The sequence below is a fragment of the Caldithrix abyssi DSM 13497 genome (assembly GCF_001886815.1).
In the GTDB taxonomy this organism is placed as follows: domain Bacteria; phylum Calditrichota; class Calditrichia; order Calditrichales; family Calditrichaceae; genus Caldithrix; species Caldithrix abyssi.
Window position 1 is genome coordinate 3,010,041 of sequence record NZ_CP018099.1, and the last position, 17,640, is coordinate 3,027,680.

The following is a 17,640-nucleotide window of genomic DNA, read 5'->3' on the forward strand; positions in this document are numbered from 1 at the left end:
AAAAAAAAGATAAACGCAAACACCAGAATCACTAAAAAAATTATTTCCATCATAATTAGTGGAGACGCCGGGAGTCGAACCCGGGTCCGGACATGGACCAGTATGAACTTCTACAACCATAGCTGGTTGTTTATTCTCGTCTGCTAACTGGCCAACCAGCTTGCCTGTTAGCAGACCAGCCCGGTTATGTTAGGTGTCGATGGCTTCCGGGCGACGCCATCTTCACCATCCACCCAAAAACGACGCTTACTTCACCCCCGGTGGATTGGAGGCGAAGCAGCGTGGCAGCGTTAATTAAGCTGCCAGTGCGTAATTATTGTTGGCATTTATTTTTGCCTGACCAGTTTTATCCCGATAACCGGGATCCCTTACGGGACGGGATGGTCAAAGCCCGGGTTGCAGTTCATACCCTTCTCATGCCCGTCGAATCCTGAATCGTCCCCATATTTATTAGATTCCGAAAAAGAGAGAAGGTGACCTTGTGAAGGCCGGGGGAAAGCCTTTTTTTACAAGGGGGGAAGTCACCTTCTCCATTTTTTTGTGAAATTTAATGCATAGTTACTCACCACGCAAATGTTTTCTGCAAATCAGTTAGTAAACATTCTAAATCAAATTTGGTTCCCGAATATAGAAAAAAATTATCCTTTACTACAACTACAGTTTTGCGTGGCAAACAACAATTTCGAAAAAACAAATCTTCTATTAGCAATGAATTGGTAAACAAAATCCAGAACAGCTAAAGGCAATAAGTCGGCCGCCCATCCAAGCCCAAGTACCCGCCCAATCTGTCGTACAGCCCTCCCCTTTCGGTACCATTGACCTTCATATATGACAACCATGGAATTAAAATCTTCGAAAGATTGTCCTTTTAACAGCCGGCGGGCGTCTGCCCCTGATTCTTTCAAAAAAACAAACCGTCCCTTTCGATCCAGCTGCCGGAGCAATGCCGCACTGCGTAAACAAAACGGACAATCATCATCATAGATTATTTTGATACGCTTGCGGTTTGTTTTCAAGATGCAGGGACTCCCATGTTGTACAACTTACAATACAAAACGGAAAATCCCTTCGGAAAATTTCTTCAAGTATCCATACTCCCTCACTTAAAGCCCTGCATCTTGCAACAAGGCGGGCAGCCTTGCAATGGATTCGATGATGTGATCCGGTTTTACTTCAGCCCGATCCACATCTTGCTGGCGAAATTTTCCCGTTTTTACCAGGCAGGTGCTTATGCCCAGGCGCTGGGCGCCCATGATATCTGACTCCACGTCATCGCCGATCATCAACACCTCTTCCCCTGCTAATTTTAGATCGTCAAGGGCCAGTTGGAAAAAGCGCGCAGACGGTTTGCCGATCAATATGCTTTCCACGTTGGCGGCATACTCAAGCATGGCCACAAAGGCTCCGGCATCGATGCGATACCCCTGATCGCTGAGCCAGAAGCGGTTTTTTTGCAGGGCGATCAATTGCGCACCGCTCATCAAGCAATTAAAGGCCCGGTTTATCTTCTCCAGCGTAAAATCGTCTCCCATATCGCCCAGCACCACAAAATCCACATCCCGCTCGTCCTCTTCAATGCCTTCAAATTCACGTTTTGCGTCCCCGGTCAACAACAGCATGGCGCGATGCTTCGCAAATTGTTTCAGATACTGCGCCGCGGCATAGGCGGCTGAAAACAGTACATCCGCTGAGATGTTAATGCCCATTGAATTCAACTTTTTTACCAGGGTCGATCGATGTTTCATGGTGGTGTTGGTAACAAAGCGAAAGGGAATGTTCCGATGCATCAGCCAGCGAATGGTCTCATTGGCGCCGGCAATGGGCTGCGAATCGTTGTAAACCACGCCATCAAGATCGATCAACAATCCTTTAATCTTCATCGTTTGCCTGCATTAAATTTTCATACAGTTTTTCATATTCTTTGATCTGTTTTTCCCAGGAAAAATCTTTTTTCATGCCGTTTATCATGATTTTTCGCCAGGCCGTTTTGTGTTCAAAAGTGGTTAACGCATACTCTACAGCCCATGTAAAGCTTTCGGTATTGTAGTGCTCAAACACAAAGCCGTCGCCCGTTTGCTTTTGCCAATCGTAAAGCGTTACAGTATCTGCCAAGCCCCCGGTTTTACGCACCACCGGCACCGTCCCATATTTTAAACTGTAAATCTGATTCAGGCCGCACGGTTCGTAAAGCGAAGGCATTAAAAAGATATCCGCCCCCGCCTCGATCAGGTGAGACAGGGCGTAATCATATCCACGAAAAAATTTAACGCGCTCAGGGAATCGTTCCTGTAAAGAAAAAAAGAATTGTTCATAACGAATTGCGCCGCTTCCCAGCACCACCAAACTGAATTCGAAGCGCCGCAAAAGGCCTTCCATTGCCCCCATTAAAAGATCGATTCCTTTTTGCTCAACCAGCCGACTGATCATCGAAACCATCGGTTGCTGCAGCCAGCGTGTCGCTAAACCGGCCTTTTTCAACAGCGCTTCTTTGTTCTTTTTCTTGCCCGAAAGATTTTTAATCGAATAGTGAAAGGGAATAAACACATCCGTTTCCGGATTCCACTCCTGGTAATCCACGCCATTCAAAATGCCCAATAAATCGTTTGCCCGTTGCCGCAACAACTTCTCCAGTCCGGCTCCGTAGGTCTCTGTTTGAATTTCTCTGGCATAGGTGGGGCTGACGGTGGTTATTTTATGCGCATGCCGGATGCCGTTTTTCAAAAAATTGATTCTTCCATGATACAGGTCCTGACTATCGAACCAGAAGTAAAACGCGCTTAAAGAAAGATCGTTTACGGTTTCAGCCGGAAAAATGCCCTGATAGCCGATGTTGTGCAGCGTTAAAACGGTTTTGCTCTTTTGAAATATTTTATCATAACCGTAAATGGTTTTTATGTAAATCGGCAACAGGGCCGTATGCCAGTCGTTGGCGTGAAAAATATCCGGCGCCCAGTTCAGTCGTTTGCACAATTCAATGGCTGCCCGCGTCAGCACGGCGAAACGCAGATATTCATCGCCATCGGTGGTGTAAACGGCGCCGCGCTCGTACAAAAGGGGGCAACCGACCAGATAAACATCAGCATTAGCCCCAGGCAATTGAGTTTTAAAAAAATCCAACTCATACGTTTTGTCGCCCATTTTAAGCAGGATATGCCTGGCTCTGACAACAGGCCGGATATTCAACTCCCGCGCATCGATGGTATCGTAAAAAGGCATCACCAAACGTACATCATGCCCGTTTTTAGCGAGATATTTACCCAGGGCCGCGCTAACATCGCCCAGACCGCCCATTTTAGCAAAAGGCGCAATTTCTGCAGAAACCAAACAAATACGCAAACGAATCCCTTTCCCATAACGGCATTACAACGCAGATAGTGTATTTATTTTTTGCATAAAAATCAAGGGAGAAACGGTTGAATCACCAGGATAAGAGTTTAGGAGTTTAGGAGTTTAGAGGGTTAGGATACTTCCTTCGAAAGATCTAGTGCCTTAGCGTGTGAAAATTTTTAAACTCATCCCCCTACCGAGGGTGTCTCAAAAGTGACATCATATGTATATATATGCATAAAATAGAGAAAAGTTTACAATAGCCCCCACCCCCTTTCCCCCTCTCCCGAAGTCGGGAGAGGGGGAATTAAAGGGGGTGAGGGAAAGAAAAACTTTATAAAAATACATTGTCTTTGACTTTTGGGACAGCCCCAGGTAGGGGGATGAGTTTTTAAAACGGCATAAAAATCTTCGCATAGCGTCATGGCGGGTATTCGGCATGACAGCCGGCGACCATTCAACCATTCAACCATTCAACCAATCAACCATGCAACCAATCCAGCAGCACAAAAATTTCCAAAGCCCGCCAGGGCGGGACTAGGTCTTCCAGAGAAAGTATCCTAACCATATTCAAGTCTATCCCCTTCAACAGAGCGGCGCCACAAAAAAAAAGGCCGCCCCGCACTTGGAGCAGCCTTTTACGATCAATCAGAAAAACAAATTTTATTCGTTTTTCTTTTCCTCTTCTTTAGCCTCGGCTTCAGCTTTTTCTTCTGCAGCGTCGTCTGTTTTTTCCGGTTCTGGCGCGCTTTCTTCAGCCTTTGTTTCTTCTGCTTTTGGTTCTTCAGCCGCTTCAGGTTCAGCTTTAGGCTCTTCTTTGACCTCGGCTTCTTCTTTTTCGGCTTTTTCCGGCGCCTTTTTCTTTTCTTCCTTTTTCTCTTCCGTTCTACCGATCGGCCTGGATTTGATTATCTCTTCAACCGTGGTTCCGGGAAGGCCCTGTTTGGCCAGATACTCTTCATATTCTTTACGCTCGCGATCGCGGAAATAATTGACAACGGAAAGAACGATTTTCTTGTTTTCCTTGTCAAACTCGAGCACTTTGGCCTTAATTTCAGCGCCCACTTCGTAAACATCGGACGGTTTTTTACCTTTAGGCGTCGGGATGTGATGATTGGGAATAAAGCCGTCTACGCCATGAGGCAGGGTTACGACCACGCCTTTATCCACAAAGCGCGAGATTTTCCCTTCGACTTCGGAGCCTTCTTTGTAAACTTCTTCAAAGCTATCCCAGGGATTCGGTTCGATCTGTTTGTGCCCCAGTGCAATGCGCCGTTCTTCGCGATTAATGCCCAGCACTTTAACTTCGATCTCATCGTTCTTTTTCACCACTTCGCTTGGATGCTGAATTTTACGCGTCCAGGAAAGATCAGAAATATGCACCAGGCCGTCAATGCCTTCTTCCAGTTCCACAAAAACGCCAAACTGCGTAATATTGCGCACAATGCCTTTGTGGATCGAACCAACCGGATAGCGTTCTTCGATGTTTTCCCATGGATCCGGTTCCAGTTGTTTTAAGCCCAGCGAAATCTTTTTCTGCTCCGGTTCCACATTCAATACAACCGCTTCCACTTCCTGCCCTACGGTTAAAATCTGGCTGGGATGTTTAATATGCTGCGACCAGGACATTTCCGAAATATGGATCAGGCCTTCGATGCCCTTTTCCAGCTCGACAAATGCGCCGTAATCGGTAATGCTGACCACGCGGCCTTTTACAATGCTGTTAACCGGATATTTGTCCTGCACATTGTCCCAGGGATGCGGTTGCAATTGTTTAAGACCAAGAGAAATACGATCTTTATTTTCATTGAAATCCAGAACCATTACTTCCAGTTCCTGGTCCAATTTAACCAGTTCGGATGGATGGTTGACGCGTCCCCAGCTCAAATCGGTGATGTGCAGCAAGCCGTCCACACCGCCCAGATCGATGAACACGCCAAAGTCGGTGATGTTTTTGACGATGCCTTTGCGCACCTGTCCTTTTTCCAGCGTTTCCAAAATTTCTTTGCGTTTGCCTTCCAGCTCTTTTTCGATGAGAGCGCGGGAAGAGACCACGATATTTTTCCGCGCGCGATTGACTTTAACGATTTTGAAATTCATCTGTTTACCAATCAGGGCGTCAAAATCGCGAATCGGCTTCACATCGATCTGCGAGCCGGGCAAAAAGGCGTCCACGCCCATCAAATTAACCACCATACCGCCCTTAATACGGCGCGTAATGGTTCCAGGAATGACCTCGTCATTTTCGTATTTTTCAATCAGTCTTTCCCAGTTTTTAATAAAATCGGCACGACGGCGCGAAAGGGCAACCATGCCTTCGCCGTTATCCAGTTCATCCACATAAACTTCAATTTCATCGCCGGGTTTTAACTCTTCAATATTGTCAAATTCTTCTTTGGGAATAATGCCTTCAGATTTAAAACCGACGTCCACGATTACGTCGTTATCCGTAATCGACAGCACCCGGCCCGTTACCACTTCGCCTTCTTTCAATTCATCCAGCGTCTGATTGTAAAGACGTGTTAACGTCTCCATTTCGGCCGGGGAATATTCCATTTCCTCTTCCAGATCTTCTAATTTAACAACTTCTTCTGTAAACTGATCATCAGTGGTTTGATCTTTTTGATCCTGGGGTTGATCGTTTGATGTTGTTGTCTGGTTGGCCATCTCTTCGGTAGCCTGTTCTTGAGATGGGTTTGGGGTTGTTGGTTCTTTTTTTTCTTCAGTCATAAAAATTCATACCTCCGTTAATAATTGTTTTTGGGCATAAGCCCGTTAATGTTATTTAATAAAGCCTTCAAATTTAATATATGAGCCAGGCAAACACAAAATTTTTTTATTTCGCTGCCCCTTTTTCAATCTTTTCCAGCGCCCAGCGGTAGATGATTTCCACCTGTTCTTTAATGGTCAAATTGGTGGTATCCAGTTCGCGGGCGTCGTCCGCTTTTTTTAAAGGCGATTGGGCGCGGCTGGAATCCAATTTATCCCGCTGCTTAATTTCTTGTTCGATGGCTTTTAGGTCCATTTTAATACCCTGGCGTTCCAGGTCCAACTGGCGACGCCGGGCGCGCTCTTTAATGCTGGCCACTAAAAAGACTTTTAATTCGGCGTCGGGCAGCACCACGGTGCCAATATCCCGACCGTCCATCACAACCCCGCCCTCTTTTGCCAGTTCGCGTTGTTGTTCGATCAACACTTCGCGCACGCCAGGATAGGATGAGATAACACTGATGATCTGATTGATCTGCGGCGTACGTATTTGATCGCTAACGTCTTCGTCGTTTAAAAATGTGCGCTGAATGCCGTCCACAATTTTTAAAGAAATTTTGATGTTTCGCACATGATCCACCACGGCTTGCTCATCGTGCACATCAATCCCCGCTCTTAAAACCGAAAGGGTGGCGGCGCGGTACATGGCGCCCGTATCGATATATAAGTAGCCCAGCTTTTGAGCTAAAAGCCGGGCCGTGGTACTTTTCCCCGAAGCAGCGGGGCCATCTATGGCAATGCGTATTTTTTGCGTCATCATCAATCCTTCATCCGTACGCCTTGTTCTTCCTGTAAAAACAGCCAGCCAACGATCTTGCCCGGTTCGATTTCATCCGTTTCGCTCCAGTATTCCCGATCCCGATCGTATTGCGAACTGGTGTCGTCAATGGGAATGGCCTCGATTTCTTCCTTGATTTTTTTGATGCGTTCCTGCCAGAGTTTAAAATTAGCCGGGCGCAGATCAATCCAGCCTTCCGCCGACCATTTTTCGATGTTTTCCGGCGTAACTTCCAGCTCGTTGCTTCCCCGATATGCGGGAATTTTCATTTCCGGACCGCGGAGCAATCGCTTGCCGTCGCTCATTAAAATGGGAATACCGATAGAAAGAATTTCGGCCCTTAGTTTTTCATCTGTTTTAATGATTTCTTCAGCGCAGCTTGACAAAAATTCCGGACTATGTTTGAGCACTTCGTCCATGGTAAATTTACAGCGTTTTAACAAATAGGCTTCATAGAGCAATTTGCTCAATTTGGGCGGGCCTAAAAGTTCAAAGGCTACGCTGTCCGACTGGTGTTCTTTTTGCAAACGCTGCATTTTTTGCAATGCGCTGCCCCGCAGATAGCCGGCCCGATAGGTTGGCCCCATGGTGGCGTTATCCAGCGCGTTAATGATATCGTGCCCGGTGTTTCCGCCTTTGATCTCCCACAGAACCACATTGGCAATTTCTTCGGGCGTAACAAATTCCATCTGTCCGCGCGAGGTAATGGCCGTAAATTCTTCGTAGCTAAAAATACCGTTTTCACCGGTGTCGATGTAAACCTTTTTCAACGTGTCGTTTAATGGTTTCCACGGTCCTTTGGGCATTTCGCGTTTTAAGGTGCCTTTAAGGGGAATGGCTTTTTCCGGCGGACAGTCATAGAGCTCCACCGGTTTTCCGCCCTTACGGATTTCGCCGTACTCAATCTTTTTCCAGGCAATAGCTGCAGTGGGCTTGATCTCTTTGGTGATCGGCGCGTCCGGCGTACGAGCCATCAGCCACAACAATAACGTATGTGAGCCGGCAATGGCCGATTTGCTCAACAACATGCGCGAGGGTTTTTCTTCGCTGTGCGTGTAAGGAATATTCAGGCCCATGCCGCCCGTGCCGCTGGTGCCGATCTTTACGTACACTTTCGTTTTCGCTTTTTTCATGGACTCGTACAAAATCTGAATATGGCGAATGAGCTGCGGCGTGTACTGCGTGATCAGCAATCGTTCGATGGCCGAAACGCTCTCCTCCTGATTTTCACATTGCTTTACATTTTCCAGAATTTTTCGCACTTCGATCGAGCTGGTAAAAATATCCTGATAGGCCAGAGCCGTGGCTGAATTTACACAATCGACGATGATATCCGGCTTGTGTCTGGAAATTATCCGCGCAAGGAAAGAATGTTCCAGAATTTCCTGATTTAAATCGTCCAGCACGTCGTGCATCAGCACGGCCCGATGTTGCGGATTGTTGAGTATTTCATGACGATTGAGGTCTTTTAAAGAATCCCGCACAAAAATGTTGCCCCATTCCGCCACATACTTGATGGTGGGATCCAGCTTTTTCAAAACCTGTACGGCTTCTTCGGCCTGCTCTTTTAAGAGCGACAAAATGATCATCTCAGACGGTTTTTCTTCGATCATCTTTTTGCAGACGGCCAAACCGACCAACCCCCAGCCGCCTAAAATCAACGCTTTTTTACCTTTCACTTCCATAACCTACTCTCTCCTTTAATAGGCTTACTTCTTTTTTTGTTAAAAAGCGCCACTCGCCGGGAGCCAGGCCCCTGGCCGTAATTCCCCCAAAAGAGATGCGCTCTAACTCACGGACTTTATAATCCAACGTTTCGAACATGCGCCGCACCTGGCGGTTGCGACCTTCGGTTAGCTCTACCTCTAGCAAACTGCCGTTATCCACAATCCTCAACTCGCTTATTTTGCAGGGCTGTGTTTTTTTGCCATCCAGTTCAATGCCGTTTCGCAGGCGGTGCAGATCGATGGGACGAATGACCCTGTTTAAAAGAACGCGATACACTTTGACGACCTTGTAATTGGGATGCAGCAGACGATGCGACAGGTCGCCGTCGTCGGTTAACAAAAGTACGCCCGTTGTGTTGTAGTCCAGCCGTCCGATGGGGTAAATACGTTCCGGAACGGCGATTAAATCCAGCACTGTTTTACGCTTAAACTGATCGCTGGCCGTGGTCACCACGCCTTTGGGCTTGTTTAATACGATGTAAACAAATCTTTTACGCGGCTTTACGATTTTTCCTTTAAAAGTAACGGTATCTTTTTTTTCGTCAATAACCACGCCAACACGATCAACCACTTTACCGTTGACCTTAACAAAGCCGGCTTTTATAAAATCATCGCATTTTCTTCTGGAAGCGATTCCTGCATGGGCTAAAAATTTGTTCAAGCGCATCATAAGGCCTTAAGACTCCCTGGTTCCATTTTCCGCTTTGTTTTGTTGTTGTGAATGGTTTTCGTTTTGCTTTTTTTCCATTAATTCTTCCGGATTGGCAATGCCCAGCTCTTCCGGAGCGAGTTGTTCCAGAGCGACCTGATCCAGACTTTCCAGAAATTTTTCGTCGCCTTTCAGGATTTCGTCAATTTCTTTGAGTTTGGGTAAATCGTTCAGACTTTTAAGGCCAAAATATTCCAGAAATTCTTTGGTGGTTCCATAAAGCAAGGGATTGCCCGGCGCCTTTTCGCGTCCCACCACCGTAACCAGATTACGTTCAATGAGCGTGCGCAACACCCAGTCCACGTTAACGCCGCGGATATGTTCAATGGTTTGCTTGGTGATGGGTTGTTTGTAGGCAATGATGGCCAGCGTTTCCAGCGCTTTTTGCGTTAACCGTTGTCCCTGGCGCGCTTTGTACAGTCGGCTTACCGGTTCGGCAAATTCGGGACGCGTTACCATCTGAAATCCACCGGCCACTTCAATGATTTGCAGGGCAGAGCTCTGCTCTTCGTAACGTCGATTTAATTCACTCACCGCCTTTTTAATCTCTTTTGCACCCACGTCCTCCAGAATTTCTTTAATCTTCTGGGCGGTAATGGGCGATTCACTGGCAAAGATCAATGCTTCGATGGTTGCTATTTTTTTTTCTTCCATTTTACGCCGCTTTTTTTAGTTTAATGCGAATATCGTCGAATACTTCCGATTGCCGCACTTCTATTTGCCCTTTGCGAATGAGTTCCAGAAGCGCAATAAAAGTTACAATAAGAACGATTTTTTCTTTAAACTGCTTCATCAGATCCTGGAAAAGAATCATCTTTTTCTCTTTCAGCTCGTTCAGTAAAAATTCGCTCTGCTGCTCAACGGTTACGTCGATCCGTTCCACCTGATGGTAGGTAATTTTGGGCATATTATCCAGCGCGCGTTTCAGAGCGATCATCAGGTCGAACAGGGTGACCTTTTCCAGAAATTCTTCCGTGGTAGGTTCTCTGCTTTCTCTTTCGATAAATTTAAAGTCGCGGCGTGTAAAATATTTTTTTCGTTCTTCTTCCAGATTTTTAAATTCAAACGCCGCTTCTTTAAATCGCTTGTATTCTAACAATCTTTCCACCAGTTCGGTGCGCGGATCGTCCGGTTCCTCTTCGCCGTCGGTTACCATTTTAGGCAGCAGCATGCGCGCTTTGATGTGCATTAAAATGGCCACCATTTCAATAAAATCGCCCGCTACATTCAAATCCAGAATGCGCATGGCCTCGATGTACTCTAAAAACTGCTCGGTAATTTGTGCGATGGGGATGTCGTAAATATCCACTTCGTTCTTACGAATTAAGAACAACAACAGATCAAACGGGCCTTCGAATATGTCTAATTTTACCCGATATCTCATCCCATTTTCATCGCTTTATGTACTTCTTCCATTGTTTTTTCGGCCACTGCTCTGGCCTTGCGCGTGCCTTCGCTGAGCACATCCCTCACCTCGTCCAGATGATTTTCGTAGTAAACGCGCTTCTCGCGCAGCGGCGCAAAATAATCGGCGATTTTCGCTGCGCAGTTCTGCTTGCAGGCCACGCAACCCAGTACGCCGCTTTTACAATCTTTTTCGATTTCATCCACTTCTTCGGGATTGAATTTTTGATGGTATTTAAAAACATTACAAATTTCTGGATGCCCCGGATCATTTTTACGAACCTTCTGCGGATCGGTCACCGCGGTGCGCACTTTTTTCTGAATCTCTTCCGGCGAATCGGAAAGCAAAATAAAATTGTTGTTGGACTTGCCCATCTTCCTGCCGTCCAGCCCCGGTAAGCGTGAAAAGGTGGTCAACTTGGGCGCCGGTTCAGGAAAGACCTCGGCATAGGTTTGATTGAACTTACGGGCGATCTCGCGCGTGATTTCCACGTGAGGAAGCTGATCTTCTCCCACCGGCACCAGATGCGCCTTGTACATCAGAATATCGGCCGCCTGCAACACAGGATATCCGAGATGACCGTACAAAATGGTCTCGGCGTGCAAATCGCGCACCTGTTCTTTTAAAGTGGGATTGCGCTCCAGCCGTTCTTTGGTGATTAACATGGAAAAGATGAGATGCAATTCCGCGTGTTCTTTTACTTTAGATTGAATGAAAAGCGGCAAGTCGGGTTTGATGCCTGCGCTAAGCCAATCTATAATCATCTGGATGGTATTTTCTTCAACCGAAAAAGCGGCGGCGGGATTGGTGGTAAGGGCGTGCCAGTCCGCCACAAAAAAGTAACAGTCGTATTCTTCTTGCAGTTTCAGCCAATTTTCCAGCGCGCCGGCGTAGTTTCCCAGATGGAGCCTGCCGGAAGGACGCATGCCGCTCAAAATCCTTTTTTTCTCCATTGCTTCTCCCGTATTTATTCGTTTATTTTTATCAGAAATTTTAATTTACAAAATGATTGGTATTGGAACAAACCGAGTTTTTAACGTCCGTGTTGGGGCAATATAAACAATGGCGATGGGGCGTGGAATAAAAACAGAGGCGTGCATTCAAAAAACGTTCTCTTGTCCGGACAGCCCATGCCCTTTGTGAACGCAGCGCCCCTGCCATTTTCCATTATTTAATCAAAATCATTTTATTCCCTGCAACAAATGTTTTTCCCTGGCCGTTAAATACCAGACGGTAAAAATAGAGACCGCTGGCCAGCCGATCGCCGGAAAAGGTGATTTTTTGCGCCCCGCTGGTGGTAAAAGAAAATTGACCTTCAAAAACCTGCTGCCCGGGCGTATTGAACACCGTTAATTTGACGCGACCCGGCGCCGGCAGGTTAAAGCGAATCTGCGTTTGATTATTGAAGGGATTGGGGAAATTACCGATTAGTTTAAATGCAACCGGCGTTTTTTGCAGTTGCTCTTCATCAATACCTGTCAGATTGTATAGCTCAAAAAAATCGACAACGCGGCTCATTAATGAGTCGCGTTCGGCAGCATCGTAAATGGTTTCGAAGGGAAAGCCCAGATAGAATAACCGAGCCGGCCTGTTACCGTTCGGAAAAACGCCGTCAAAATAAACTGCTGCGCCATCGCCGTTGGCGTATTTTAAAGCCAGCTGCGCGCCGCCTTGCGGGTTAATGGCGTCCGGGTAAGATACGGGATAAATGCCCTGCAGGCCGTCGTCAAAACGCACCTGAAGCCCGGCAAAGGGCGTTCCAACCGCTCCTTCTGCCTGCCAGCTGCCGGCATTGTCTTTGACAAAGGCCGCCTTAAGATAGTCGCTGAAAAAGGTTTGATCATAAGCGGTACCATGACTTCCAAGATCGTAGCCGATCTCCGAACCGCTAACAAACAATCGCCCGCCGTTGCGCAAATAATCCGTTACCAGTAGCTGCTCTTCTCTGTCAAAAGTGCCGTCGCGAATACTTTCATCGCCGCACAGCCAGAAAACGGCGGGATAATTTTCCAGATCAATGTTTTGCGCGCGCACCATTTCGTTGGTTGTCGTTTCAAAAGGGATGCCGGCCGCCGCCAGAGATTTTCCCAGCGTGGTTGCAAACGAGTGATACAAATATTGCCAGCGTCCGCTGGTGGCCGAGGTGCGGTCAAATCCATCGACAATTAATACCCGAGATATTCCGTCGTTACGAAATCCGCCGTACACATCCGAACTTACACTTGGATTTTGATAGGCGCCGGAAGAGAAACTTCTCAATTTAACAAAGATCATTTGTCCGTCGTTGATGGGCACGGACCACTGCGTGGTATCTTTGGGCACAGATATTCCAGAACCCCAGCTATTACCGTCGGTCGAAAAATAAATGCGTAACGAGCTAACGTTTTCCAGCCCTTCTAACGACCAGTCCAGCTCCATCTTTCCTGCTTCATTGATTGTTACCGCATTCAGACGGGGCTGCGGGATATTGTCTGGCGCGCCCTGGCGATTCACATAATAACGCGGCGTATAGTTGACCAGCGAGCTGTAGTAATAGGTTCTGTATGAAACTTTCCAATCCTGTCCAGAAGATTCAACCACCAGCAAACTTCCGTTGGTATTTTGCCTGACCACCATGCGCACATGACCTACTTTGTGTACGGCGTCGCCCGGCTCCGCCTCGCTCCAGCTCAGGTACGGCAGAGTAATACCATCATCCATCATGCTGGTGGCATAATGGCGGGGTAAATTCCAGCAGCGGGAGACAAAACCCGAACAATCGACGCCCACCGCCGATGGCGTACCGCCGCCGTCGGTGTAATTATCGCCCGCGTATTTTAAAATATCAATGCCGTACAAAAAGGCTTCGATGGATTCCGAGCCGCCCCACTTATAAGGCACATGCTGATTTTGACCGACTACGATCCACGATGGCGTGCGCACCTGATTGCCGTAAGGATCGGTGACCACGCCATTGGTTAAATTGTCCTGCGTACAGGTCCAGTAAAGGCGCACATATTCATCGGCAATGGCCAGCGCTTCTGAAGGCATAATTTGCGGATAATCTTCAAAATCGCTCACCTTGCTTAATTGGCTTCCGGCGTCTTGTGTATTCAGAAGGTTGTAATGTACGCCTTCGTAAAACGGCTGCGGATAGCGCAATGGAAGAGGCCGATCCGCGTTAACGACTCCGGTCAGATCCCATTTAACAATTTTAATGCCTTCAGCGCCAGAAATCATCTGGTAAAAAAGGCCATCCGCTTCGATAAACCAATCGCGGAAAATTTCTGTGTGGGCATTCACCGGCGCATGTATTGTAGCCAGCAGCCGAAATTGCCCATCTAAAACACGAATTTCACGGCGTACGCGTAGGGGCACCTGCTGCTCAAAAAATTCCAGATTCAAATAGTGGCGATTCAAATCGTCGCTGCCCAGATAACGCACACTGGCCAGAGGTTCTTCGCTTTTAAGCGCCATGTCGGTTGTCTGGCCGGGGCCTGTTTCCAGGCGAAACGTATGTTCGTCCAGCTTAACGGTTTTGAGTTCAGAAAGAGCATTCCCAGCGCTGGCAGGCGCCTTTTTTAAAAGTTGCGTATCATTCAGCTGAAAATAGGCCTTTGATTGATCGCTAAATGTTATTTGCAGATGGTTGACGTCAATGCGTTTAATGGCCTCGATTACATCCATGGGTGTTGGCGGCTTTACAGAATTGACGATGCGCCCGTTTTTAAAAAAGTAGAGGCGATTTTCGGCAAGAATGACAAAATCGTCCGCGCTGTTAAATTCAACGTCATCGCTAAAGGGCGGAATTTCAAACATGCGAAGCAATCGGCCATTTTTAAAAATTTTAAGCAAATTTTGCGGTTCATCCAGAATAACGACCTGTCCGTCTTTAACGGCAAAAGCACGCGGGCCGTAATTGGCTTCGGGCGCTTTTCGGAAGCCGGCGTTCTCAATACCACTTCCCCACTTCAGTTCTAAAACGACTTGCGGGGTTTGCGCATTCAGGCCGTTCAGAACGGCGCCGATTAAAAACAAAAATCCAAAAAATATTTTGTACTGCATGTCAGTCCTTTAAGTTTATACCTGTGCTTTTTGAATATACGACAATTAAAGGAGAATGATCCTTTCTGAATCACAATATTTGTTCACAAAAATTACTAACCTCATCCTAAACGAAGATTTCATGAGATAAAAAGATAAGGTTTCCAGGTTGCATGCGGTTTGCCGGCCATGACCTGCAAATAAAACAGATGGCCCGGTCGTTTGGGCGTTCTTAACAATTTCATGCCGGCCATCTCCGGGGTGCGGTTTCCCTTTTTTGCGTTACAGGCCAGGCAGGCGGCAACCAGATTTTCCCACGTATCTTTGCCGCCAAAACTTTTGGGAATCACATGATCGATGGTCATGGGACGGCTGTTTTTCCCGCAATACTGGCAGGTGTGGTGATCTCTTTTCATGATATTTTTGCGATTTAAAGGAATTTCACGAAAGGGCTTGCGAATGTAGCTGTGCAACCGGATCACGCTGGGACAGGGCATGCTGGCGGAAATCGAACGGATAATACCGTCATAGCGCTCCACCACTTCCACCTTTTGCGCATACAATAAAATGATGGCGCGTTTAACGGTAGAAATAGCCATTGGCTCATAATTCTGGTTCAGAACCAGTACTTTACGCTTTAACATGGATTTTGCCCTTTTTCTTTAAAAAAAAGTACGCACTTCCACAAAGTCATGTAACAGATCCGGCGTAAATTCCGGATCGTCTTCTTTAAGGGAGTTGATGCGCACCATTCCCCGCGCGTGAATAAACTTTTGCCCGCCCATTGTAATGGCCACATGCGTTATTTTATCGCCGTTTTCAGAAAAGAAATAGAGGTCTCCGGCACGGGCATCCTTTGGGCTTTTTGAAACAGGATGCGAATCTTCAAATTGCATCCAGGCGTCGCGCCTTACGTTTTTGCCCAAAAGCTTAAGGCTCAGTTGTACAAAGCCAGAGCAATCCAATCCGAACGGCGTTTTCCCCCCCCAAACATAGGTAACGCCTAAAAACCTTCGGGCTATCTGTAGTAAGCCATCACGACTAAAACCGGGCGGAGGGGCAAAGGCTTCATTGGGAACAAATCCTCGTTTTTCGTCCGGCAGCAGCACCTCATACCAGCCGTTCTTTTCCTGTACGATCGGCAGCGTCGAGCCAGCGCCCACCGTACGCATAACCTCTGCCGAAGCGTCTGGCGCGTTGTACACCTTTTGCGCCAGCGCGGTCACCATACGCCGCTCTTCCTGCGGTCGGTGACAAACGGCCACCTGGTGTTCGTTTATCCAGCCTTCGTAATGATCTTCTGTTTGAACGCGATAAAAAGATTCGATTTTTTCTTCGACCTGTAGTTCTTCCCAGAGAACGGCCTGAGTATCCACTTCGCAATGAAAGGTAGGCTTACGGTAAATATTAGCAAACGTAACATTGACAAAATATTGCATGCTTGCTCTCTCAATTTAAATTGATCTTTAAATGTAATAGACAAAAATAAAATGAGCAAGTTTAAAAAGCGTGGGCCTGGCCGTGTACGAGTTTTTTTATCTTACTTTTTTGGAAAACTTCCTTCAAAACTTCGGGGCTGTCCTTCACTCCGCTGGCGCCGTCCTTAACACACTTCGTCGATCTGCTGCAACAATTTTTTCATGGCTTCGACCTCGTCAAAATTAACCAGATAGCGACGCAATTTGTGGCTTTTTTCCAGCAGGTCTTCATCTAAAATTTTATGTTCTTTGCGCGTACCCGATTCTTTTAAATTAATGGCCGGGAAAATCCGACGATCGGCACAGGCGCGGGAGAGCACCAGCTCCATATTGCCGGTTCCTTTAAACTCCTGAAAGATAATATCATCCATCCGGCTGCCGGTTTCCACCAGGATGGTAGCCAGCACGGTCAACGAACCGCCATTCTCAATTTTGCGGGCGGCGCCAAAAAATTGGCGGGGAATTTCCAGTGCGCGGGCATCCAATCCGCCGCTCATGGTGCGGCCTGAAGTATTGGAGCCTTTATTAAAAGCGCGTCCCATTCGCGTTAACGAGTCGATCAAAACCAGCGCATCTTTTCCCATCTCCACCTTGCGGATGGCCATATTGACGGTTAAACGGGCAATGCGCAAATGATTTTCCACGCTTTGATCCGATGAAGAAAAATAGACATTCGCGCCCACCGTTCGCCTGAAATCCGTCACCTCTTCCGGGCGTTCATCGATCAGTAGAATCATCACTTCCACTTCCGGGTGATTTTTTAAAACTGCCTCGGCAATATGTTTTAAAATGGTTGTCTTACCGGCCCTGGGGGGAGAGATAATTAAGCCGCGCGTTCCTTTGGCTAACGGCGTAAACAAATCTATGACACAGCCGGTAACATCGCCTTCGTCCATTTTAATCTTTAACGGCTCAAAGGGATCGATGGAGGTTAATGATTTGATCTCAGGCACCGCGGCGTATTTTTCGGGGGGCAAATCATTAACGGAAAGAATTTCGCCAACCGGTTTGTAGCGGCCTCTGCTGTTTCCTTCCTGCAGAACCACTTTTAAAAGAACGCCCTCCCGCAACTTAAATTTTTTAATGAAAGCCGGCGGAACAAAAGCGTCTTCGGAAGAAGGCAAGAAATTATTTTCCGCTTTGCGCGTAAAACCATGACCCTGCGCCGTAATTTCCAGAACGCCTTCAATAATTTTTTTCGGACTCATCTTAGTATTCCCACTGTTTTTCCTCTGGATTTAGATATTCAAAATAAAAATTGAAACATGTCAGAATTAAACCAACAACCCCAAATTTACAAAAATTGATTTAAATTCCAAAATGTCATTACTCTCCTCTATTACATTCCGATACATCCCGAATTATGATTTGCCTTATTTTTGGATCACCGGGATTGTATTTACCGCCCCCGAAATGAGAAAAAT

General features: G+C 46.9%; 14 protein-coding genes and 1 other RNA gene. All 15 read right to left on the bottom strand.

What is annotated here, in order from left to right:
- Positions 1–56: 56 nt before the first annotated feature.
- Positions 57–443: a transfer-messenger RNA gene (gene ssrA, locus Cabys_RS11745) on the bottom strand.
- A 195-nt stretch (positions 444–638) separates the two neighbouring features.
- Complete coding sequence (locus tag Cabys_RS11750; protein ID WP_006930713.1) at positions 639–1,016, bottom strand: thiol-disulfide oxidoreductase DCC family protein; 378 nt, start codon at positions 1,014–1,016, stop codon at positions 639–641.
- Positions 1,017–1,103: 87 nt separating this feature from the next.
- On the bottom strand, positions 1,104–1,880 hold the full coding sequence (locus tag Cabys_RS11755; protein ID WP_006930714.1) for a TIGR01458 family HAD-type hydrolase: 777 nt from the start codon (positions 1,878–1,880) through the stop codon (positions 1,104–1,106).
- Positions 1,870–3,336, bottom strand: a complete 1,467-nt coding sequence (gene glgA / locus Cabys_RS11760) for a glycogen synthase GlgA (protein ID WP_006930715.1) — start codon at positions 3,334–3,336, stop codon at positions 1,870–1,872. The genes Cabys_RS11755 and glgA overlap by 11 nt, the downstream gene beginning before the upstream one ends.
- A 654-nt stretch (positions 3,337–3,990) precedes the next feature.
- Positions 3,991–6,057, bottom strand: a complete 2,067-nt coding sequence (rpsA, locus tag Cabys_RS11765) for a 30S ribosomal protein S1 (protein ID WP_006930716.1) — start codon at positions 6,055–6,057, stop codon at positions 3,991–3,993.
- A gap of 106 nt (positions 6,058–6,163) precedes the next feature.
- The gene (cmk, locus tag Cabys_RS11770; RefSeq protein ID WP_006930717.1) at positions 6,164–6,853 is read right to left on the bottom strand and encodes a (d)CMP kinase; all 690 of its coding nucleotides are present in this window, start codon (positions 6,851–6,853) and stop codon (positions 6,164–6,166) included.
- A gap of 2 nt (positions 6,854–6,855) precedes the next feature.
- Complete coding sequence (locus tag Cabys_RS11775) at positions 6,856–8,559, bottom strand: hypothetical protein (RefSeq protein ID WP_006930718.1); 1,704 nt, start codon at positions 8,557–8,559, stop codon at positions 6,856–6,858.
- Complete coding sequence (locus Cabys_RS11780) at positions 8,543–9,271, bottom strand: pseudouridine synthase (protein WP_006930719.1); 729 nt, start codon at positions 9,269–9,271, stop codon at positions 8,543–8,545. The genes Cabys_RS11775 and Cabys_RS11780 overlap by 17 nt, the downstream gene beginning before the upstream one ends.
- Before the next feature lie 6 nt (positions 9,272–9,277).
- Positions 9,278–9,964: an SMC-Scp complex subunit ScpB gene (gene scpB / locus Cabys_RS11785; protein ID WP_006930720.1), complete on the bottom strand. Its 687-nt coding sequence runs from the start codon at positions 9,962–9,964 to the stop codon at positions 9,278–9,280.
- 1 nt (position 9,965) lies between these two features.
- On the bottom strand, positions 9,966–10,694 hold the full coding sequence (locus tag Cabys_RS11790; RefSeq protein WP_006930721.1) for a segregation and condensation protein A: 729 nt from the start codon (positions 10,692–10,694) through the stop codon (positions 9,966–9,968).
- Complete coding sequence (gene trpS, locus Cabys_RS11795; RefSeq protein ID WP_006930722.1) at positions 10,691–11,668, bottom strand: tryptophan--tRNA ligase; 978 nt, start codon at positions 11,666–11,668, stop codon at positions 10,691–10,693. The genes Cabys_RS11790 and trpS overlap by 4 nt, the downstream gene beginning before the upstream one ends.
- A 214-nt stretch (positions 11,669–11,882) precedes the next feature.
- Positions 11,883–14,759, bottom strand: coding sequence for a T9SS type A sorting domain-containing protein (locus tag Cabys_RS11800; RefSeq protein ID WP_006930723.1), 2,877 nt, complete (start codon positions 14,757–14,759; stop codon positions 11,883–11,885).
- Between the two features lie 119 nt (positions 14,760–14,878).
- The gene (locus tag Cabys_RS11805; protein WP_006930724.1) at positions 14,879–15,382 is read right to left on the bottom strand and encodes an HNH endonuclease; all 504 of its coding nucleotides are present in this window, start codon (positions 15,380–15,382) and stop codon (positions 14,879–14,881) included.
- Positions 15,383–15,400: 18 nt separating this feature from the next.
- Positions 15,401–16,177 carry a C40 family peptidase gene (locus Cabys_RS11810; protein ID WP_006930725.1) on the bottom strand — a complete coding sequence of 259 codons (777 nt, stop codon included), beginning with the start codon at positions 16,175–16,177 and terminating at the stop codon, positions 15,401–15,403.
- Positions 16,178–16,341: 164 nt separating this feature from the next.
- Entirely contained in the window at positions 16,342–17,424 is a 1,083-nt protein-coding gene (gene rho / locus Cabys_RS11815) for a transcription termination factor Rho (RefSeq protein WP_006930726.1), read from the bottom strand.
- Between the last annotated feature and the right edge of the window lie 216 nt (positions 17,425–17,640).